This is a genomic window from Alteromonas sp. ISO5 (assembly GCF_058105165.1).
The window spans coordinates 2801422-2821123 of sequence record NZ_CM176572.1; the positions used below are offsets into that span (position 1 = coordinate 2801422).

General features: G+C 49.9%; 19 protein-coding genes. 15 read left to right on the forward strand and 4 right to left on the reverse strand.

The window, feature by feature from the left end; genetic code table 11:
• The first annotated feature begins 3 nt into the window (after window positions 1-3).
• Together relA and mazG are read left to right on the forward strand one after the other, a co-directional pair.
• On the forward strand, window positions 4-2184 hold the full coding sequence (relA, locus tag AC2T0J_RS12545) for a GTP diphosphokinase (RefSeq protein ID WP_489806156.1): 2181 nt from the start codon (window positions 4-6) through the stop codon (window positions 2182-2184).
• Window positions 2162-2974: a nucleoside triphosphate pyrophosphohydrolase gene (gene mazG, locus AC2T0J_RS12550; RefSeq protein WP_489806157.1), complete on the forward strand. Its 813-nt coding sequence runs from the start codon at window positions 2162-2164 to the stop codon at window positions 2972-2974. Before relA ends, mazG begins: the two co-directional genes overlap by 23 nt.
• Window positions 2975-2991: 17 nt before the next feature.
• Here the strand turns inward: mazG and AC2T0J_RS12555 are convergent, their stop codons facing one another.
• Window positions 2992-3894 (reverse strand): hypothetical protein, encoded by a 903-nt coding sequence (locus AC2T0J_RS12555; RefSeq protein ID WP_489806158.1) that lies wholly within the window; start codon window positions 3892-3894, stop codon window positions 2992-2994.
• 271 nt (window positions 3895-4165) lie between these two features.
• Here AC2T0J_RS12555 and rplM point away from each other — a divergent pair, with 271 nt between their 5' ends.
• The 10 genes from rplM (at window position 4166) to AC2T0J_RS12605 (ending at window position 11682) form a co-directional block, all read left to right on the forward strand.
• On the forward strand, window positions 4166-4594 hold the full coding sequence (gene rplM / locus AC2T0J_RS12560; protein ID WP_489806159.1) for a 50S ribosomal protein L13: 429 nt from the start codon (window positions 4166-4168) through the stop codon (window positions 4592-4594).
• A 12-nt stretch (window positions 4595-4606) separates the two neighbouring features.
• On the forward strand, window positions 4607-4999 hold the full coding sequence (gene rpsI / locus AC2T0J_RS12565; protein ID WP_105936543.1) for a 30S ribosomal protein S9: 393 nt from the start codon (window positions 4607-4609) through the stop codon (window positions 4997-4999).
• Between the two features lie 414 nt (window positions 5000-5413).
• Window positions 5414-6046 (forward strand): ubiquinol-cytochrome c reductase iron-sulfur subunit, encoded by a 633-nt coding sequence (gene petA / locus AC2T0J_RS12570; protein ID WP_489806160.1) that lies wholly within the window; start codon window positions 5414-5416, stop codon window positions 6044-6046.
• A gap of 1 nt (window position 6047) precedes the next feature.
• Entirely contained in the window at window positions 6048-7313 is a 1266-nt protein-coding gene (locus tag AC2T0J_RS12575; protein WP_489806161.1) for a cytochrome b, read from the forward strand.
• Window positions 7310-8044, forward strand: a complete 735-nt coding sequence (locus AC2T0J_RS12580; protein WP_489806162.1) for a cytochrome c1 — start codon at window positions 7310-7312, stop codon at window positions 8042-8044. The genes AC2T0J_RS12575 and AC2T0J_RS12580 overlap by 4 nt, the downstream gene beginning before the upstream one ends.
• Before the next feature lie 120 nt (window positions 8045-8164).
• Complete coding sequence (gene sspA / locus AC2T0J_RS12585) at window positions 8165-8797, forward strand: stringent starvation protein SspA (protein WP_489806163.1); 633 nt, start codon at window positions 8165-8167, stop codon at window positions 8795-8797.
• Complete coding sequence (locus AC2T0J_RS12590) at window positions 8794-9237, forward strand: ClpXP protease specificity-enhancing factor (protein ID WP_489806164.1); 444 nt, start codon at window positions 8794-8796, stop codon at window positions 9235-9237. The genes sspA and AC2T0J_RS12590 overlap by 4 nt, the downstream gene beginning before the upstream one ends.
• A 187-nt stretch (window positions 9238-9424) precedes the next feature.
• The gene (locus AC2T0J_RS12595; RefSeq protein ID WP_489806165.1) at window positions 9425-10138 is read left to right on the forward strand and encodes a spondin domain-containing protein; all 714 of its coding nucleotides are present in this window, start codon (window positions 9425-9427) and stop codon (window positions 10136-10138) included.
• An 8-nt stretch (window positions 10139-10146) separates the two neighbouring features.
• The gene (locus AC2T0J_RS12600; RefSeq protein WP_489806166.1) at window positions 10147-10857 is read left to right on the forward strand and encodes a spondin domain-containing protein; all 711 of its coding nucleotides are present in this window, start codon (window positions 10147-10149) and stop codon (window positions 10855-10857) included.
• Window positions 10858-10968: 111 nt separating this feature from the next.
• Window positions 10969-11682: a response regulator transcription factor gene (locus AC2T0J_RS12605; protein WP_489806167.1), complete on the forward strand. Its 714-nt coding sequence runs from the start codon at window positions 10969-10971 to the stop codon at window positions 11680-11682.
• A gap of 72 nt (window positions 11683-11754) precedes the next feature.
• Here the strand turns inward: AC2T0J_RS12605 and AC2T0J_RS12610 are convergent, their stop codons facing one another.
• Both AC2T0J_RS12610 and mgtE read right to left on the reverse strand, forming a co-directional pair.
• Entirely contained in the window at window positions 11755-13950 is a 2196-nt protein-coding gene (locus tag AC2T0J_RS12610; RefSeq protein ID WP_489806168.1) for a prolyl oligopeptidase family serine peptidase, read from the reverse strand.
• Window positions 13951-14063: 113 nt separating this feature from the next.
• Complete coding sequence (gene mgtE, locus AC2T0J_RS12615; RefSeq protein WP_489806169.1) at window positions 14064-15422, reverse strand: magnesium transporter; 1359 nt, start codon at window positions 15420-15422, stop codon at window positions 14064-14066.
• A gap of 242 nt (window positions 15423-15664) precedes the next feature.
• On the opposite strand from mgtE, the gene AC2T0J_RS12620 reads away from it, so the two are divergent.
• Complete coding sequence (locus AC2T0J_RS12620) at window positions 15665-17680, forward strand: cache domain-containing protein (protein ID WP_489806170.1); 2016 nt, start codon at window positions 15665-15667, stop codon at window positions 17678-17680.
• A 13-nt stretch (window positions 17681-17693) separates the two neighbouring features.
• Here the strand turns inward: AC2T0J_RS12620 and AC2T0J_RS12625 are convergent, their stop codons facing one another.
• Window positions 17694-18428, reverse strand: a complete 735-nt coding sequence (locus AC2T0J_RS12625; RefSeq protein ID WP_105936555.1) for a helix-turn-helix domain-containing protein — start codon at window positions 18426-18428, stop codon at window positions 17694-17696.
• Between the two features lie 115 nt (window positions 18429-18543).
• Between AC2T0J_RS12625 and AC2T0J_RS12630 the strand changes: the two genes are divergently transcribed.
• Window positions 18544-18885 (forward strand): hypothetical protein, encoded by a 342-nt coding sequence (locus AC2T0J_RS12630; protein ID WP_489806171.1) that lies wholly within the window; start codon window positions 18544-18546, stop codon window positions 18883-18885.
• A gap of 25 nt (window positions 18886-18910) precedes the next feature.
• Window positions 18911-19702, forward strand: a complete 792-nt coding sequence (locus AC2T0J_RS12635) for a DUF2145 domain-containing protein (protein WP_489806172.1) — start codon at window positions 18911-18913, stop codon at window positions 19700-19702.

Here is a 19702-nt window from a genome sequence, read left to right on the forward strand (position 1 = left end):
AATATGGTTTCAACCCGCACAGTGCATGAAGAACACCGGCCGCCTTTTGAAGAATGGCTGGCCAGTCTCAACTTGTCTGAAAGTACCGCCCAGAAGCTGCGCGATATTTCGCACATGCCGGATAAACTGCTGGTCGGGCAGGAGATGGTGGAGATCCTTCACCAACTCAATATGGACGATGCTACGCTGCAGGCCGCGCTGGTTTACCCCTATTGTCAGCAGCATGAGTTGTCTGATGCAGAGGTAACGGAAAACTTTGGATCTGAAATAGAGCAACTGGTGGTGGGGGTTCGTCGCATGGAAGCGATTCGGATGCTGCATAACCGCAAACAATCCGAGAGTAAGCTTTCTGCACCCGATGAACAACATATCGACAGTATCCGCCGTATGCTGCTGGCCATGGTGGAAGACGTGCGTGCGGTTGTGATCAAAATGGCTGAGCGGATTTGCGCCCTGCAACAGGTAAAAAAAGCTGATGAAGAAACCCGGGTTATGGTTGCCCGGGAATGTGCCACCATCTACGCACCGCTGGCTAACCGCCTCGGCATTGGTCAGTTAAAATGGGAGCTGGAAGATTTAGCCTTTCGCTATTTACACCCAACCACCTATAAGCAGATAGCCAAACAGCTTGATGGCAAACGTCGAGAACGGGCAGAATATATCGACAATGTGGTGGATTCCCTGCAGGAGCTGCTTAATAACGAACACATCAAGGCCGAGGTTTACGGGCGGCCAAAACACATCTACAGCATCTGGAAAAAGATGCAGAAAAAGCGCCTGACTTTTGAGCAGCTGTTCGATATCAGGGCGGTGCGGATCATCGCCGAGCGGTTGCAGGATTGCTATGCGGCGCTGGGCACCGTGCATGCCCACTTCAAGCATATTCCCAAGGAATTCGATGACTATATCGCCACCCCTAAACCGAATGGCTATCAGTCGATTCATACGGTTATTGTCGGCCCGGAAGGTAAACCGGTTGAAATTCAGATCCGCACTCAGAAAATGCACCAGGATGCTGAACTGGGTGTAGCGGCTCACTGGAAATACAAAGAGGGTAGTGCTGGTAAGGTTTCTGGCTACGATGAACGTATTAACTGGTTACGTAAAATCCTGCAATGGCAGGAAGAGGTGGCCGAGTCGGGTGATTTTGTTGAAGAACTGCGCAGTCAGGTGTTTGACGACCGGGTATATGTCTTTACGCCGCGCGGTGATGTGATTGATTTACCGCAGGGGTCCACGCCGGTAGATTTTGCCTACTACATTCACAGTAATGTGGGGCACCGCTGTATCGGCGCTAAAATTAACGGCCGTATTGTACCATTTACCTATCAACTGCAAAGTGGCGATCAGGTGGGTATCCTGACCGGAAAAGAGCCCAACCCTTCGCGTGACTGGCTGCATCCCGGTTTGGGCTATGTCCATTCGTCACGGGCCCGTGCAACGATTCATAGTTTCTTTAAAAAACAGGATAAAGAGAAAAACCAGCAGGCGGGGAAAGAACTGCTGGAGCGTGAACTTCAGCGCGCTGGCCTGCCGGTTAAAACGGCGGCCGATGCCTGTGAACGCTTCAACGTGCCCAGTACAGACGAGCTGTTTGCTGCAATAGGTGCCGGCGATGTGCGGGTAATGTCGGTGGTGCATCATCTGCAACAGTTACTGGCGCCGTCACCAGAAGTTGAAGAACTGAGTCCCAGGGTCAAAACCCGTAAAGCCGCGCGAGGCAAAAATAAGCCCGATAGCGTGGTGGTGCAGGGGGTTGGTAATCTGATGAGCCAGTTGGCAAACTGTTGTCAGCCGGTGCCAGGTGATCACATTTTAGGTTACATCACTCAGGGGCGCGGGGTTAGTGTGCACAAAGACACCTGTGAGCAATTGCAGAACCTGCTCAATCAGCATCCGGAACGGCAAATTGAAGTCAGCTGGTCAGAAGACCTGAAAGTAGGCTACGAAGCAAATCTGGATATTGAATGTAATGATCGCACGGGCCTGCTCCGTGACATTACCACTGTGCTGGCCAATGAAGGTGTAGCGCTGTTGGGGGTGAATAGTCTGAGCGACAAGAACAGCCATACTGCACTGATATCCGTGTCGGTAGAAGTCTCCGACGTAGAGGCCCTAGGCCGCCTGACGAATCGCTTACGACAACTGAAGGACATCATTGATGTCAGACGAAAGACCAACTGAGCCGGGAGCGGCGTTAGCCCGTTTACTCGATATCATGACGCGCCTGCGTGATCCGCAATCAGGCTGTCCATGGGATGTGACACAAACCATGCAGTCGCTCACTCGTTACACCATCGAAGAAGCCTATGAGGCGGTTGATGCCATAGAGCGGGGGACTCCCGATGAGATTAAGGATGAGCTGGGCGATCTGCTGTTTCAGATCGTCTTTTACGCGCAAATCGGTAACGAATCACAGCAGTTTGATTTTACTGACATCGCCAACGCAATCAGCGATAAGATGGTGCGCCGCCATCCCCATGTGTTTGGCGAGGCAACCACCGATAATGCTGGATTAACGGAACAATGGGAAGCGATTAAGGCGCAGGAGCGTAAGCATGCTTCAGGTGCATTACTGGATAGTGTTCCCACCGGGTTACCAGCGCTCATGTATGCTCAGAAAATTCAAAAGAAATGCGCGCGGGTTGGATTTGACTGGCCGGATGTTGCCCCGGTGGTCGACAAAGTACGCGAGGAAGTGGCGGAAATACAGGCGGAGCTGGATGCGCCAGTGCGCGACCCGCAGGCGCTCGAAGGCGAAATTGGTGATGCATTATTTGCCATGGTAAACCTGGCACGTCATTGTAATGTGGACGCTGACGCCGCCCTGCGCAGGGCCAGTAGCAAGTTCGCCAGCCGGTTTGCTGCCGTTGAAGCGATGGCAATAGTGGAAAAGGGGGGGCTTGAAGCGCATTCGCTTGATGAACTTGAGGAATTATGGCAGCGGGTAAAACGTAAAGAAATCAGCGCCTGACGGTGCGTTTACCTCTGTTACTCGGCAACCCGGGCTTCAAGATAAGCGCGCATGGAGGCCGGACTCACGCTCCAAAGTGGATTTTCAAAGATCTGGGTAATGCCTGGGTTTTTCAGATCGAAAACTTTGCGCGATTCCAGAGTGGCTAACTCCAGGGCCCGGTGGTGGTTATAATGCTTGTCAAAAAGCGTTTTCAGCTCACCACTATCCAGCATTCTTAGCAGTCCCGTATACAGCCGTTTTAACAGCTCCGGATGTTTGGGTGATACAAAAAAATACTCGTAGCTGGGATAGCGCAGCAGTACGTTATCTTCGAGTTTGACTAACTTATCGGCATGGCGCTCGAGGTCGTTGGAGACTTCGATAACATTCCGCGGGAAGTAGTCCACCAGGCCCTTTTCCAACGAAATAAACATATTGGCAAACCATAAACTCCAGGGCAGGCCTTCCACCTGATAACCATTGTGTTTAAGAACCGTTAAATCAGGCCAGTCTGCCCCTTGTACGCCAAGGTAGGATTGCAGGGTCTGTTCACTAATATCTGCCGGATAGTTACCTTGTTTATATTTGTGGATCACCAGCACCCGGTAGCCGGCAAGGCCCTGTAATAATGGAAAACGCACAGTGAGTAGTTGTTCTTCACGCGCTGCTGAGGTCGCGCTCCACATCACCTGCGCCTCGCCGCTCTGAAGCTTAATAATTTGTCTGGCCTGGGGCATGGGTTGGGGGTGCGGTTCTGCCACTGCATCACCAAACTCCGGCGTTAGTTCCAATACCCTTGAAAGGATCTGCGCGTGATAATACCCGTAGGCTTCATCAGCAAAGGCGCGAGTGAAAATAACTTTTTCAGGCGCGTCGTTAGCGAGGCCTGTGGGGCTGAACAACAGTGCAAACAGGAGTAAAAATGAAAAGGGTTTCATATACAACAATGTATGTTTGATTTCGCTTTCAAGACTAGTAGACGAATCGGGCTTGCGCCAATTTATTTTTTTGCTTTATAGGGGGTATGCTTTTTGTGCAAATGCTGTATAATTCTCGCCCTGCCCAGTTACACCCACCTGTGGGAAGGTGGAAGAATCGCCAGACTCGAAGGGGTCAAAAGGTTGATTTTAGGTGGTTTAAGGTAGTTTTAAACAGATTAACTGGTTTTAAACCAAGTAACGACGAATTATTTTCGGGTGAATTTTAAAAATGAAAACTTTTGTTGCAAAGCCAGAAACGGTAGTCCGTGACTGGTATGTGGTAGACGCCACAGACAAAACTCTGGGTCGCTTGGCTTCTGAAATCGCACTGCGTTTACGTGGTAAGCATAAGCCTGAGTATACTCCTCACGTTGACACTGGTGACTACATTGTTGTTATCAACGCTGAGAAAATTACCGTAACGGGTAACAAGGCGCAGGGTAAAATGTACTACGCTCACACCGGTTATCCTGGTGGTCTGAAAGAGACTAACTTTGAGAAGCTACTCGCTCACAAGCCAGAAATGGTTCTTGAAAAAGCGGTTAAAGGTATGTTGCCTAAAGGTCCTCTGGGTCGTGCAATGTTCCGTAAGCTAAAAGTTTACGCAGGCACTGAGCACAAGCACACTGCTCAACAACCTCAAGTATTGGACATTTAAGGAGCTAATCACATGGCAGATACTCAATATTACGGCACTGGCCGTCGCAAAAGTTCTACTGCTCGTGTATTCCTGCGTCCAGGTTCAGGAAACATCACAGTAAACTCACGTGCTCTTGATGAGTACTTTGGTCGTGAAACCGAGTGCATGGTTGTTCGTCAGCCACTCGAACTGGTAGAAATGACTGAAAAGTTCGACCTGTACATCACTGTTAAAGGTGGTGGTTCAAACGGTCAGGCTGGTGCAATCCGTCACGGTATTACCCGTGCATTGATGGAATATGATGAAGCACTTCGTCCGGCGCTGCGTAAAGCCGGCTTCGTTACTCGTGACGCACGTCGCGTTGAACGTAAGAAAGTGGGTCTTCATAAAGCACGTAAGAAGCCACAATTCTCAAAACGTTAATTCGTTTTTACAGAATACAAAAACCCGGTTTATACCGGGTTTTTTTATGTCTGTTGTATAGTGATTTTTACGCTTTGAGATAAACCTCAAAGGGAGTGGTGCATAATTATGATAATTAATTGTAAAAATATTGTGTAGAGTCGGATGTCAGACTACGACTTTCGTCTCAAGCAGCTTTCCCGGCCTGATTTGACGCAAATATTTATCCAGTTAATTCCAGTAATTCCTTGTGTTTTGAGGGGGTTTTCTTTTATCATTTTCGGTCGAAAATTATGACAATCTTTCGTGCTAAATCGCCATATTGCCGAAACGCTATGGTGATACAGACACGACAAGTTTAATGAAAGCCTGTCAAACCTGCCCGTGGCGGTGGTTTGCGGGTTTTCATATTATCCAAAACCTGGAGAAAAGTGGATGAGCAATGTATCTGTAGATGCAAAAGAGTCTGCGCTGAGTGATAACAAACCGCAAGATAATCCGCGTCGTCGGTTTTTAACCGTTGCGACGTCGGTTGTCGGTGGTGTGGGTGTAGTAGGTGCGGCTGTACCTTTCGTTGCGTCCTGGAATCCGAGTGCAAAAGCGAAGGCGGCAGGTGCTGATATTGAAGTGGATATCAGTGCAATAGAACCTGGCCAGCTGATTCGAGTCATGTGGCGAAGCAAACCAGTGTGGATCGTACGTCGTACACCTGAGATCCTGGCTGAACTTGGCAAACACGAGGATCGGTTACGTGATCCTAACTCTGAGAATGAGCAACAACCCGCTTTTGCGCAAAATCAGTATCGCTCAATGAAAGAGGAATACCTCATCCTGGTAGGTATTTGTACACACCTTGGTTGCTCTCCACAATACAAGAAAGAAGGTGCCTTTGAAGAGTTTGTAGAAGGCGTACCGGATGGTTTCTTCTGCCCGTGTCATGGATCTAAATTCGATATGGCGGGCCGGGTTTTCCAAAACGTTCCTGCGCCATTAAACCTGGTGGTACCACCGTATCAGTTTGTTGATGACACAACAGTGATCATTGGTTCAGAAGCGGAGGTTGCGTAACATGCAAGCATTTTTAGCCTGGATTGAAGCACGTATCCCAATGATGCGTGTCGCCAACATGCACGCCATCCAGTATCCGGCACCCAGAAACATGAACTTCTGGTATGTGTTCGGGTTCCTGGCCACTATTGTACTAGTAAACCAAATTGTCACCGGTATCTGGTTAACCATGAACTTCAACCCAACCTCTGAAGGAGCCTTCGCGTCGGTTGAATATATCATGCGTGAAATCGACTACGGATGGATAATCCGTTACATGCACAGTACCGGCGCATCAGCGTTCTTTATTGTGGTGTATCTGCATATGTTCCGTGGCATGATTTACGGGTCTTATCAAAAACCACGCGAACTGCTGTGGATCTTTGGTATGCTGATTTACCTGGCACTAATGGCCGAAGCCTTTATGGGTTACGTACTGCCATGGGGTCAGATGTCTTACTGGGGCGCACAGGTAATCGTATCGCTGTTTAGTGCCATACCGGTGATTGGTCCGGATCTGGTTCAGTGGATTCAGGGTGACTACGTTATTTCCGGTGCCACGCTTAACCGCTTCTTTGCGTTACACGTAATTGCCTTACCTCTGGTCATTGTTATTCTGGTCTTCCTGCACATCATTGCATTGCATGAGGTAGGCTCTAACAATCCTGATGGTGTGGCTATCAAGCACAAGAAAGGCAGCCTGTCAGAAGACGAAAAAACCAAGTTTGAAATCCACGAGTACTACACCAGCAAGTACGACATTGCCGATGACGTCGTGCCATTCTTCCCGCATATCGTGCTGAAAGATTTAGTGGCGTTTTCTATCTTCCTGGCGGCGTTTACTTACATCATGTTCTTTGCGCCGGAAATGGGCGGTAAATTCCTTGAACATCCAAACTTTGAAATTGCTAACCCGCTGAAAACGCCTGAGCATATCTTCCCGGTATGGTACTTCACGCCGTTCTACGCGATTTTAAAAGCAGTTCCGGATAAGCTGTTTGGGGTTATCGCCATGTTTGGTGCCATTATCTTCCTGTTCCTGTTGCCTTGGTTCGACCGCGGTACCGTGAAGTCATGGCGCTATCGTAGTGGCCTGCACAAGCTGAACCTGCTTGTATTTGCCGGCGTGTTTATTTTCTTAGGTTATTTAGGCGGTACGCCTCAGGAAAACTGGAAAATCACGGCGTCGCAAATCTTAACGGTGATGTACTTCGGTTTCTTCATCCTGCTGTTTATCTACAGTAAAAATGAAACAACTAAGCCTGTACCAGCGAGGATCCCTAAATGAGAAAACTAATTTGTGTACTGGCGTTGCTGTTGCCTGGGATAGCTCTGGCCGCTGGCGGTAACGTTCATCTCGACAAAGCAAACTACGACTTAAGCGATAAAGCGTCGTTGCAACGTGGTGCGAAATTATTTATGAACTACTGTCTTGGCTGTCACGGCCAGCAGTATCAGCGCTACCAGCGTACGTTTAATGATTTGGGGATTCCCGAAGAGCTGGCTCAGGAAAATCTGCAGTTCACCGGTGATAAGATCTCTGACTACATTGAGCGTTCAATGCCGGCTGAATCTGCAGCTCAGTGGTTTGGTGCGGCACCGCCGGATCTGACCCTGGTTGCCCGGGTTCGTGGTGCAGACTGGATTTACACTTATCTGCGCTCTTTCTATGTGGATGAGTCGCGTCCGTTTGGTGTAAACAACACCGTATTCCCTGAAGTAGGTATGCCGCATGTGCTGCAGCCTCTGCAGGGCACGCCTCGCATGGTTGAGGAAGAAGCGCTGGTAGATGGTGAAACAGTGACTCGTCACGCTGGTATTAAAACCGATGGTGACGGTGCGCTGACAACCGAAGAGTACGACCAGGCGATTCTGGATCTGGTTAACTACCTGGAATACACCGGCGAACCGTTCCGTCTGGAGTCTGAATCCATTGGTAAATGGGTACTGATCTTCATCCTGGTACTGTTTATATTTGTGTTCATGCTCAAGAAAGAATTCTGGCGAGACGTTCACTAATCGTCAGGGTTTTATAGTATAATAAATGACAGGGGGCCTCTCGCCCCCTTTTTTTAGTTTATGTTGGCCGCAAATTAGCGTTCAACCATGCTCGATTTAATGTATCTCGGAGGAGAATGAATGGCCGTAGCCGCGAATAAGCGTTCAATCATGACGTTGTTCTCAGACACGATTGACATCTATAGTCATCAGGTTCGTATTGTATTGGCCGAAAAAGGCGTTGGCGTTGAGATCAGCTATACTGATCCCACTAAGATGCCTGAAGACCTGATGGAGCTGAACCCCTATGGAACAGTGCCCACCTTGGTTGATCGTGAATTAGTGCTGTATAAGTCTCACATCATCATGGAATACCTTGATGAGCGTTTTCCTCATCCGCCACTGATGCCCGTTTATCCGGTATCCCGTGGTCAAAGCCGCCTGATGATGCACCGCATCGAGCAGGACTGGTACAGCCTGGCAGCGCAAATTTTCCGCGGTGAAGGGAATGTGGAAACAGCCCGCAATGATCTGCGCGAGGCGCTGTTAAGCCTGGCGCCGGTGTTTGCTGAAATGCCTTACTTCATGAGTGAAGAGTTCAGTTTGGTAGATTGCTACCTGGCGCCGCTGTTATGGCGTTTACCTGCGCTGGGTATTGAGCTTAACGGTGGTGGTGCCAAGGACATCCACGCTTATATGAACCGCATCTTCTCAAGAAGTTCGTTCAAAGCGTCACTGACTGATCAAGAACGCGAAATTCATAACCCGTTATGAGTCAAATGACCTCCAACCAACCGTATTTGTTAAGAGCGTTTTTCGACTGGATTGTTGATAACGATCTCACGCCCTACATTGTTGTAGACGCCACAAATAATCTGGTTGATGTGCCGCAGGAATTCGTTAAAGACGGTCAGATAGTGCTGAACATCTCGCCGTCTGCCTGTGTAAATTTCTATCTGGATAAAGATGGTTTGTCGTTTCAGGCCCGTTTTAGTGGCCAGCCTCGTAGCCTGAGTATGCCATGTGAAGCGGTTCTGGCTATCTATGCGCGTGAGAATGGGGCCGGTACGGTATTTGCCCCTGAAGGCATGCCGGCTGATGAGTCCGAAGCAGACAGTGCCCCGGTTCTGGAAGAGGCCAAAACAGACGCTGAGGTGCCGCCTCAGGCGCCACCAAAACCTCGTGGTAAACCTAATCTGAAGGTCATTAAATAATCTGGCGCGAAAGTGTAATCAGAAAAACCGGCTTAATCGCCGGTTTTTTTATGCCTGAAATTTGTGATTTTTCTGTGAAACTTTTGCGAACTTTGTCCGCCATGCTTAGGGCTATGAAGACCTGAGCCGCTGCTGATTCATCCGGCTTCTGGTGTTCAATGTCTTACTAAGCGCAAAAGGAATCTTTATGAAACTAAAGCAACTCACTACTTTGATGGTCGCCAGCGGCCTGACAGCACTAAGCGGATATACACAAGCTGCTGAACTTGAAATTACCGTCCAGAACTTAACCCGTGGTATTTATTTTACGCCCATCATAATCACGGCTCATAGTCCCGAGCAGCCGCTTTTCAATGTTGGTGAGGCAGCCAGCACAGAGCTACAGGCAATGGCCGAAGGGGGCGATATTTCCGGCTTGGAAACAGCCCTGGATGCATTAAGTGCCGACACAGCAGCTAACCCTGCCGGCGGTTTATTGATGCCTACCGCAGTAACTACAACCTCACTATCCACTACGGACGGGAACACCGCATTGTCCATTGTTGCCATGATGCTGCCGACCAATGATGGCTTTATTGGCCTTAATAGCTGGAAGATTCCCGAAGAGCCCGGCACTTACACAGTTTACCTGAATGCCTATGATGCCGGTACCGAGGCAAATGATGAAATTCGCGGCGGTGGTGCTCCGGGAGCGCCTGGTTTACCAGTACCGCCACCGCTGGAAGATTTGGTGGGCACCGGTGGTAGTGGTGTTACCAGCGAAATAGCCAACGCAACGGTTCATATTCATCCCGGTAGCCTGGGTGATGACGATGCCGCGGGAGGTATGTCTGATATTTCCAATACTGTCCAGCGCTGGCTAAACCCCGTTGCAATGGTTACCGTTACAGTATCTGAATAGGAGGTCCTATGGTTATACAACAACGATTCGGACTTTCACTGCTGGCATTAAGTTGCCTTGGACTATCAGCCTGCGATTTTAACGACAATGATGGTGCTCTGGCGCCGGTACCGCCAGCAGATGTCTCTTATAGCTATGAGATTACAGTACTGAACATGACACACGGACAACCGCTGTCACCCGTAGGTGTGACATTGCACGGCGAAGCTGTGATGTGGGAAATTGGCATGCCAGCCTCTGAGGCGCTTGAAGTGTTGGCCGAAGGAGGGGATAACAGTGATTTTACTGCAACTGATGGCGTATTGGCATCGACTTCAGGTGTTGCACCGATTGCCCCTGGTAGTAGTGAAACCATCACTGTTACAGTGGTCAATGAACCCGATACGTTTATTAGCGTAGCCACCATGCTGGTAAATACCAATGATGCGTTTGCCGGCATTACCGGCCACGGCCTGGGTGAACTCGAAGTTAACCAGACCATAACGATGGTATTGCCAGTTCTTGATGCGGGGACAGAAGCCAACAGTGAAGTTGCGGGTACTATTCCCGGACCTGCCGATGGCGGGGAAGGCTATAATGCTGAACGGGACGATGCCGATTTAGTGAGTTTTCATCCTGGCGTGGTATCGGCAGAAGATGGTCTGACGATGTCAGTACTGTCTTCCGCTCATCGCTTCGATAATCCGGCGGTAAGGCTCACCATTACTCGTATTGAATAAAAAAGTGGAATAAAGTGTCCTGTCTTCCGGTCTGTTGATTAATAACAGGTACGCTGACTACCATGATTGTAATCACTACAACGGTAGTCAGACAACAGACCGGGAGAGGGAATGATTCTAATTGTCAGCGATAATCGTCATCATTGTCGGCCGCTGCTCACTTGCGTTGAGCGGGTTAGCGAAAACTATGAACTGGTATGCACCTCATCCGGGGTTATTCAGCGATGCCTGCAAAAACGCTACCCGGTAATTATTATCGACAGCTACAGTAAGCTTGCCGAACACTTTGAGCTGATCGCCCAGCTTCAGAACAAGTTACCCGGCAGCGCGATTATCGTGATGGCCCATCAGGGGTGTGAAGCAGAACGTATTGTCAGCCTTGAACTCGGTGCCGAGGACTACATTGAGTATCCGTTTAACCCCGCCGAAGTGCAGGCCCGGATAAGGGTTCAGTTGCGTCGCGCAGCCGGTCGTGCCGGGGAGGATAAAAGCAGTGAACAGCCGGTTCGTATCGGTCGCTTTTATATTGATAACAGCTATCATCGGGCCGAGCTGGACGGTCAGACATTACCTCTTACTGCAAAAGAATTCTCGTTGCTACATTTCTTAGCCAGTCATCCGGATCAGGTCTTTTCCAGAGAGCAATTATTAACGTCAGTCTGGGGGTATCATTATGGTGGCTTTGAACACACGGTGGCCAGTCATGTGAACCGTTTGCGTGCTAAACTTGGCAAAACCAAAGCCGGCGCACACCTGGTTGAGACCGTGTGGGGCGTGGGGTATAAATTTAACAGTGACTGTTTGCAGCTATCCCAACCTGCCTAGGGCATAGTTTCGCGCATGTGAAATAAAAAAAGCCCGTCACAGTAACGGGCTTTTGGGGCGCTGTTACAAGGCTTAATTAGCGCTTTTAGCCATGAGTTTCTCTGTCAGGTAGGTGAACTCGAGCGCCACCCGTTTAGCGGTTTCCTGCTGGTTTGCTGCCGCTGAGTGACCACCGTCAATGTTCTCGTAGTACAAAAAAGGCTTGCCCGCGGCTTCAAATAACTTAGCCATTTTACGGGCGTGTCCGGGATGTACCCTGTCATCCTTGGTAGACGTCACAAAGAAAGGTTCCGGGTACTCAGTATTGACATCGAAGTTGTGGTAGGGCGACATTTTTTCCAGCCATTCGCGTTCTTCGGGCACTTCCGGTGAGCCATACTCGCCAACCCAGCTGGCCCCGGCCAGCAGCAGGTGGAAACGCAGCATGTCGAGCAGCGGTACCTGAACAATCACCGCATTCCATAGATCCGGGCGTTGGGTGAGCATCACGCCCATTAACAGGCCACCGTTAGAGCCACCTTGAATTCCCAGGTGTTGGGGAGAGGTTAGCTTGTGCTCAATCAGCCACTCGCCAACCGCGATAAAGTCGTCATAAATCACCTGACGATTGGTTTTCAAACCGGCCTGATGCCATTTAGGCCCAAACTCACCACCACCACGGATATTAGCCAGCACAAAAGCACCGCCCCGTTCTAACCATAGTTTGCCTCTTAAGCCACTGTAGCTGGGTCGCATGGAAATTTGAAAGCCGCCATAGCCATACAGCAGGGTAGGTGTTTTGCCATCGTGCTTAATGCCTTTTTTGTGGATCACGAAAAAGGGGATCATGGTACCGTCTTTTGATTTAGCTTCTTTTTGCTCCACCACCAGATCGTCTGCATTAAACCAGCTCGGCAGGCTCTTTAAGGTTTTTACCTCACCGCTTAATGGTGAATAACTCATTAATGAATCAGGCGTGAGGAATCCCTCGTAATTAATCAGAACGGTGGCTTCATCCTTGTCGGCGAAGGAAACAGAAAGCGTACCATTGGCTGGCAGGTCGAGTTGGTTAAGTTGCCAGTTGCTATCGCGCTTGGTAATCGCAAACACTTTGCCTACCACGTTGTCACTCAGGGTCATCAGCAGTTGCCCCTGAGTTATCGCAACAGCTTCAATGGCCTGCCGGTCGTTTGGCTCAAAGATTATCTCTGGCATGGTGGCTGGGGTAATTTCGCTCTCGCCGGTGAATGGCATGGCCAGCAGGCTGCCTGTTGAATAATCGGAGGTCGTGTTGCCTGCCTCTACGGTCCAGTTCTGTTTGATGGTAAATACCAGTTGTCCGTCAAATAAACCTACAATATCGGCTTTTTCCGGCAGTGGTAAACGTACAGCATTGCTGCCGCCATCCGGGAAAATATAAGTTTCGCGAGTAAAAAAGGTGGGGGCGACCACAACTCCTTCTATGCGAGTGCCATCATCCTGCTCCTGTGTATAAGGGAATGCGCCAACATCGGTATTTTTGCCGCTAAACAGAGTTGTAGCTTCGTTCAATGCTGTGCCTCGCTGCCACCGTTTCACGGTAGATGGGTAGCCTGATTCGGTCAGGGTACTGCCATCACTGCCCCAGTCTGTTGCCACCAGAAGGGTATTGTAATCAACCCAGGCGACGCCGGATTTAGCTTCAGGCAGGGTAAAGCCTTCTTTTACAAAACGTTTGGTGGAAAGATCAAATTCACGGATCACCACGGCGTCTTTGCCGCCATTTGACAGGCTTATCAGGCATTTGTAATCGGCTTTTGCTTTGGCGGTGTAACAGCTAGCGCCTTTATAAACCCAGTTTTTACCTTCGGTTTCGGCCAGTTTGTCGAAGTCCAGGATAGTTTCCCATTGAGGCGCTTCAGTGGCATAACTTTCGAGTGTGGTGCGGCGCCACAGGCCTCTTACATTAGTCGCATCCTGCCAGAAGTTGTACACATAGCCATTACGGATGGTGCCGTAGGGAATACGTTCAGAGGAGTTAACCACTTCCAGCGCTTTAGCATTCAATTCGGCATAGATTGGATTAGCCTGAAGTGAGGCCAGGGTGCGCTGGTTCTGGCTACGTACCCAGTTGAGTGCTCTGTCGCCTTGAACTTCTTCCAGCCACAGGTAAGGATCTTCAGTAGTGGCAGAGGCGGTTGGGGTTGCCGCATTGGCGGTGTCCTCTGTAGCGCTGTTTTGCGGCGTCATGCAACCACTCAGCGTGAGTGCGGCGGCCACAGCAATGCTCAAAGAGCGGATCAGTTCCATGTATTCTCTCCTTTGACAGGTGCGCCGGTCACAGCTCAGCAACCGGGGTGATAACGGCGCACTTTTCTATTTATTGGTTGTTACACTTTAAGCGTAGACGGGGTGCGGTACCGCTACACCAGAAATAGCGTTGCGGTGCCTAAAAAGGCAAAGATACCCACCACGTCGGTGATGGTAGTCAGGATGACACTACCGGCCAGCGCGGGATCTATGCGCAGCTTTTTCATTACAATGGGTAGTGTAGCGCCTGACAGCGCCGCGGCAATCATGTTCATGAGCATCGCAAAAGCAATGATAATACCGAGTGTAAGGTCTTGTTTCCACGCGGCAATTACGGTGGCAATCAGTACTGCCCAGATCACACCATTGAGCAGCCCGATGGCAAACTCCTTGGTGATTAGCCAGCGCGAGTTAGACGGATTAACGTGGCCCAGCGCCATACCGCGGATCACCAGGGTGAGGGTTTGGTTACCCGCTACGCCACCCATACTGGGCACAATGGTATTGAGAATGGCCAGGACAGCCAGTTGACTTAGCGTCGCTTCAAATAAATCGCTCACCGCGGCGGCCATCAGTGCGGTAAGCAGATTTACGCCCAGCCATACGGAGCGCCGACGGGTACTTTGCCATACCGGGGCAAAGGTATCTTCTTCATCATCCAAACCGGCCATACTCATCATGGAGTGTTCGGCGTCTTCACGAATAATGTCCACCACGTCATCAATAGTGATCCGGCCGACCAGACGGTGTTTATCGTCGACTACTGGTGCCGATAGCCAGTTATACCGTTCAAACATGCTGGCCACTTCGTCATCGGGCATATTCACCGGGATGGCTTCTGGCTCTTCGTCCATGACATCAGATACCTTGGCTTCCGGATCGGTCGTGAGTAGCCGTGTTACAGGCACAATGCCCACCAGATTATCCGTGCGGCTGACTACGTAGAATGTATCAGTGTTTTCCGGCAACCCGCCCTTCAGGCGCAAATAACGCAGCACCACATCAATGGAAACTTCCGGGCGCAGTGTTATGGTGTCGGTGTTCATGATGAAACCGGCAGTTTCCTCACCGTAAGACATGGCTTGTTCTGCGCGATGGCGGTCCTGGGCATCCATGGACTGCAAGACATCCTGTAAGACTTCTTCCGGCAGACTCGACAGGGTTTCAGCGAGATCGTCGGTGTCCATGTCTTCGAGGGCATCGACCACCTTGGCGGGCATCATCTTGGCAATGATGCCGTTACGGACTTCTTCGGAAAGTTCTTCGATGACATCGCCGTGAAAATCACTGTCGAGTAATTCCCACAAATCATCACGGGTTTTAGTGGGACTGGATTCAAGGATCAGGGCAACGTCGCTGGGGGGCATTTCGTGCAATTGCTTTCGCACAGAAACAAAGCGACCCTCAGACAGCGCCTGATTGATGGCACGTAACTGCCCACGCGCATAATTCGCTTCAATCGCTTCTGCCACCCGTAGTCCTTAAGAATATCGCTCTGTCTGTAAGGGTAACTCAGAGGCTGATTTCTGTCATGGATTAAAATGTTAAGTGACGCTTTTTTATTCTATCTGACAGGTTTAAATGTGATTGTTATAGCTAAAGGTTATGGTTTTTGACATAAATTATACGATATTTTATTTTTCCATCTGTTATAAAAGAGTGTTGATATTCTATGTAAAACAATCATTTATACTAAAGTTGTGGGTGCTGCGCCGTGGAAACTTTAAATACCAGGAATAATAATGCGCTGGCAGTGGTCTTTCCTTCTGTCAGAGAACATCAAGCCAACCTGATAAACCTCAACCGCTGGTGGGATAAAGTTGCTCTGGTCGGCAAAATTAATAGCCTTAATGTGCCTCAGAGTTTGTTAGCCAACATGCTGGATACCAAAGGAGAATTTGCTGACCTGCAGGCGTTACTTATTGAAAATCTGTTGGCTGAACAGCTACAACAGCTGGGTCGCAAACACCGCTCCATTGCCCAAACCTTAGTTGACATTCTTAACCGCAATTTATTTGAACGTACCGCAGATGTGGGCTTTCTGGCCACTGATGCCCGGTTTGTTCGTTTTTTAAAAGCGCAGTACAACGCAGCCGATAACCAAACCGCAGCCGATACCCAAATCATCGTACAACACATGCAGGAATACGCGGCGAAATATTCCGTGTACGATGATGTGATATTACTCGATCCCCAGGGCCGCGTAAGAGCCAGAATGAATAGCACGGTAGCCGGGCAATTAGGCACAGATCCGGCAATTCAGGAGTTGCTCACCAGTGGTAAAGACTACGTCGAGATTTGCCGGTATTCTGCACTGTGTCCACATAAAACGATTGCTTCATTGTTTCTCGCGCCGGTCAGGGAGCCTCACAGCAAAGAGCTGCTTGGTGTGCTGTGTTTAAGCTTTAAACTTGAAGGTGAAATGGCTTCGCTGTTTGCTGATTTGGACGATGGCAGCGGACTGGTGATGGCGTTACTGGATGCCCGCGGCAAAGTTCTGGTGGCCAGTCAGCCGTCGCTATTATCGCGGGGAGAGTCGGTCGTCAGAAACGGTAAGGAGCAGCTAATTACGCTTAATAATCAGCAGTATTTTTGCACTGTGGCAGCAACTCGGGGTTATCAGGGGTATACCGGTTTATCCTGGCAGGGTTGCGTGTTAATGCCTTTTTCACATTCCGCTAATCAACATGATCAGGCAGATACAGCACCGGCTGAGCAGGACGTCGTCCGTTGGCAGGGATTTTCTGCCACACTCAGCAATATTCAGCACCGTTCCCGGGTCGTTACGGATGATCTCGATCTGGTGGTACTAAACGGCCGTATTGCGGCGGCCCGCACCGGTGCCGATGAGTTTATTCCGATACTGGAAGAAATTCGCCAGATTGGCCGCCAGATGCAGAGTATTTTCAGCCGTTCCGTCAGTCAGCTAATGACGACCGCATTTACCACTCACTACACTGCGCTTAGCGCGCAGGCGGCATTAGCCATCGATATCATGGATCGCAATTTATACGAGCGGGCCAATGATTGTCGTTGGTGGGCATTAACCGAAACCTTTACTCAGTTACTGTCTGCGCCTGATGTTTCGTCCGAGGCAGCCCAATCAATAAGCGATACCCTTGCCTACATCAACGATTTATATACGGTGTATCAAGGCATATACGTGTTTGACAGTACTGGCCGGATCACCGCGGTGTCGAAGGCTGACTTAAAGGACTGGCTGGGAACTCAGGCAACAGCGCAAAGTCAGTGGCAAAGCGTAATGGCTCTGAAGGACACACAGCAATACTGTGTGTCAGCTTTTCATCGCAGTGATTATTATCAGCAGCGGCCCACGTATATCTACAGTGCAGCAATTCACGGCAATCATCGTGTAGTTGGCGGTATTGGTCTGGTGTTCGACAGTGAACCAGAGTTTCGTCAGATGCTAGATGATGTGCTCAATAACAGTGACTCGAAACGGATGGGGATTTTTGTTGAGCGTAGCGGTAAGGTGCTCTCCACCAGTAGCAACGCGCTCTGGCAGGTGGGCAATCAACTGACACTCCCTTCGGACATCGTTAGTCATCGCAGCGGAGAACAGGGAGCGGGTCTTTATACTCTTGATGGGCAGCAATACGTGGTTGGTTTTGCCGTATCCAAAGGTTACCGTGAATATAAATCCATGGATGGCTACAACAATGATGTTGTGGCGCTGATTTTTGAAAAAAATAGCGCCCGGACCGGGTGAAGGAAGTGGGGGCTTACTCCCGGCGCATCGCTTCGAACAATGACGGCTCCCAGGGGCGCATGGCCATCAGAAGCCCCATATGGGTCCGTTCACTGATCGGTAAGCGGGCATCCTCTTCATTGAGTTCGGCCGCCTCTCTGGTTAGCTGATTGAGCCGGCGCTGGATTATTTCCACGGAGCTCGCCGAATAGCGCCCGCGTAGGTAAAAGCGAAAGGCCCAGGGTTCGTTTTTCTTCGGTGCCATAAATTTCACCATCACTTCCTGCTCCATAAACCTTTCCAGGGGACCGCCCGGGATCCAGCGAAAATCCTGCGCAATCAACAGACGGTAGCGATTACCGGGCAGGAACTCAATCAGTTTCAGGCGATCCAGTTTTACCATCAGGCGCACGGCTTCAGGCTCGCTGATAGCGTAGTAATCAATGATCTCGTTAAATTGCCAGCCGTCGCGCACGCACACAGCGGCGAGCAGCAGACGTGGATTTTCCAGCAGTTCGCGCTCCTGAGCTTCTGATAGCTGGGAGACCCGTGGCTGGGTCTGCGCGACCTGAATAAACACATCACTCAGGGTCAGCCCCAATGCTTCACAAACCTGCTCCAGGCGCTCCAGGGTAAAACTCTGTTGTGAGAAGCACCGTTTGATACTGGCTTCACTTAACTGCAACTGTTCAGACAGGGATTTATAGGTCATTCCCTGTTCCTTGAGTAATTGCTTTAAACGCTGTGTTACCTGCTTAATCTGACTCATAGTATTAAAATCCGATACCTTTAGTGTAGGAATATACTACAAATTTTAATTTGGTTTACTTATTTTCTACCGAGGCTTAGCTTGAAGGGGAACCAACCAATGAAGGATTATGACCATGAAGAAATTAGTTATCGCGTTACTTACCAGTGTTGTAGTTACCCAGGGAGCTATGGCTGCTGATTCAGTTGATCACAGTGGCCAGGCGAGTAAGCACAGTGTGCTGGCCAGTGTGGAGGGGGTGGCAACCACGGCTTCAGTTGCCAGTGCCGTCGTTGCTGCTCCGGTTATTCTTACCGGTATCAGTGTGGTGGCGGTAGCCGATTCTACTCACCAGTCTGTGAAATCGCTGCATGCCAGGCACGAACAAAATACCAAGCCTCTTACCATTACTACCCGCGTGATCACGCGCGATCCACCGCCTTCAGAGGTCGTGGTAGAGCAAACGGTAAAACACTAAGTATTCACCAGACAAGGAGTAGATTATGCGAGTTATTATTGCAGCATTATTGATTTTACTGACTGCCGGCGCCCAGGCCGGCAGTCAGGCCCCGTCAAAGTCGGTATTCAAGCCTGAGCAAATCATCGACTTTGCTAAGCAGGTAGAGCGGTATGCGGCAGAGCATCAGGCCCATGCCTTTATTATCGGGCGTGTGGGGCGCCCGGAAAAAGAGTTGCCGAAAGGGATTCATTTTACTCACACGGCGGTAGCGGTTTATTCAGCCATTACCCTGGATGATGGGAGTACTGAATACGGTTATGCTATCCATAACCTGTATCAGCGCGCAGACGATCCCGGTCGCAGTGATATCATCGTGGACTATCCGGTAGATTTTTTCTGGGGCGCACAAACCCTGAAGGCCGGAATTGTCATACCCACTGCGGCGGTGCAGGCACGGCTAATTTCGCTAATCAGTGAACAAAAGCACCTTGATTTGCACAATCCACGTTATTCAGTAGTGGCCAATCCATTCAACAGTGAGCGCCAGAACTGTACAGAATTCACTCTGGATATGCTGCAGGCGGCCATGTATCAAACTGAGGATAAAGCGCGGATTAAAACCAACAATGCCGCGTATTTTAAACCTCAGCGAGTCTATATCAGCCCACTAAAACTGGCGGTAGGCAGTATGGTGACAGACGGGGTAACTACTTCTGATCACAAAGGGCGTGTACACACGGCTACCTTTACCACCATTGGCCATTACTTAGCGCAGTTCAACTTATCTCAACATGCCGTGGTGTTGTATGCCAACGGCCGCACGCAAGCCATTTAA

Bases quoted from the DNA above. Each gene is read 5' to 3' on its own strand.
- relA (WP_489806156.1), top strand. From the start codon at position 4: ATGGTTTCAACCCGCACAGTGCATGAAGAACACCGGCCGCCTTTTGAA.
- mazG (WP_489806157.1), top strand. From the start codon at position 2,162: ATGTCAGACGAAAGACCAACTGAGCCGGGAGCGGCGTTAGCCCGTTTA.
- AC2T0J_RS12555 (WP_489806158.1), bottom strand. From the start codon at position 3,894: ATGAAACCCTTTTCATTTTTACTCCTGTTTGCACTGTTGTTCAGCCCC.
- rplM (WP_489806159.1), top strand. From the start codon at position 4,166: ATGAAAACTTTTGTTGCAAAGCCAGAAACGGTAGTCCGTGACTGGTAT.
- rpsI (WP_105936543.1), top strand. From the start codon at position 4,607: ATGGCAGATACTCAATATTACGGCACTGGCCGTCGCAAAAGTTCTACT.
- petA (WP_489806160.1), top strand. From the start codon at position 5,414: ATGAGCAATGTATCTGTAGATGCAAAAGAGTCTGCGCTGAGTGATAAC.
- AC2T0J_RS12575 (WP_489806161.1), top strand. From the start codon at position 6,048: ATGCAAGCATTTTTAGCCTGGATTGAAGCACGTATCCCAATGATGCGT.
- AC2T0J_RS12580 (WP_489806162.1), top strand. From the start codon at position 7,310: ATGAGAAAACTAATTTGTGTACTGGCGTTGCTGTTGCCTGGGATAGCT.
- sspA (WP_489806163.1), top strand. From the start codon at position 8,165: ATGGCCGTAGCCGCGAATAAGCGTTCAATCATGACGTTGTTCTCAGAC.
- AC2T0J_RS12590 (WP_489806164.1), top strand. From the start codon at position 8,794: ATGAGTCAAATGACCTCCAACCAACCGTATTTGTTAAGAGCGTTTTTC.
- AC2T0J_RS12595 (WP_489806165.1), top strand. From the start codon at position 9,425: ATGAAACTAAAGCAACTCACTACTTTGATGGTCGCCAGCGGCCTGACA.
- AC2T0J_RS12600 (WP_489806166.1), top strand. From the start codon at position 10,147: ATGGTTATACAACAACGATTCGGACTTTCACTGCTGGCATTAAGTTGC.
- AC2T0J_RS12605 (WP_489806167.1), top strand. From the start codon at position 10,969: ATGATTCTAATTGTCAGCGATAATCGTCATCATTGTCGGCCGCTGCTC.
- AC2T0J_RS12610 (WP_489806168.1), bottom strand. From the start codon at position 13,950: ATGGAACTGATCCGCTCTTTGAGCATTGCTGTGGCCGCCGCACTCACG.
- AC2T0J_RS12625 (WP_105936555.1), bottom strand. From the start codon at position 18,428: ATGAGTCAGATTAAGCAGGTAACACAGCGTTTAAAGCAATTACTCAAG.
- AC2T0J_RS12630 (WP_489806171.1), top strand. From the start codon at position 18,544: ATGAAGAAATTAGTTATCGCGTTACTTACCAGTGTTGTAGTTACCCAG.
- AC2T0J_RS12635 (WP_489806172.1), top strand. From the start codon at position 18,911: ATGCGAGTTATTATTGCAGCATTATTGATTTTACTGACTGCCGGCGCC.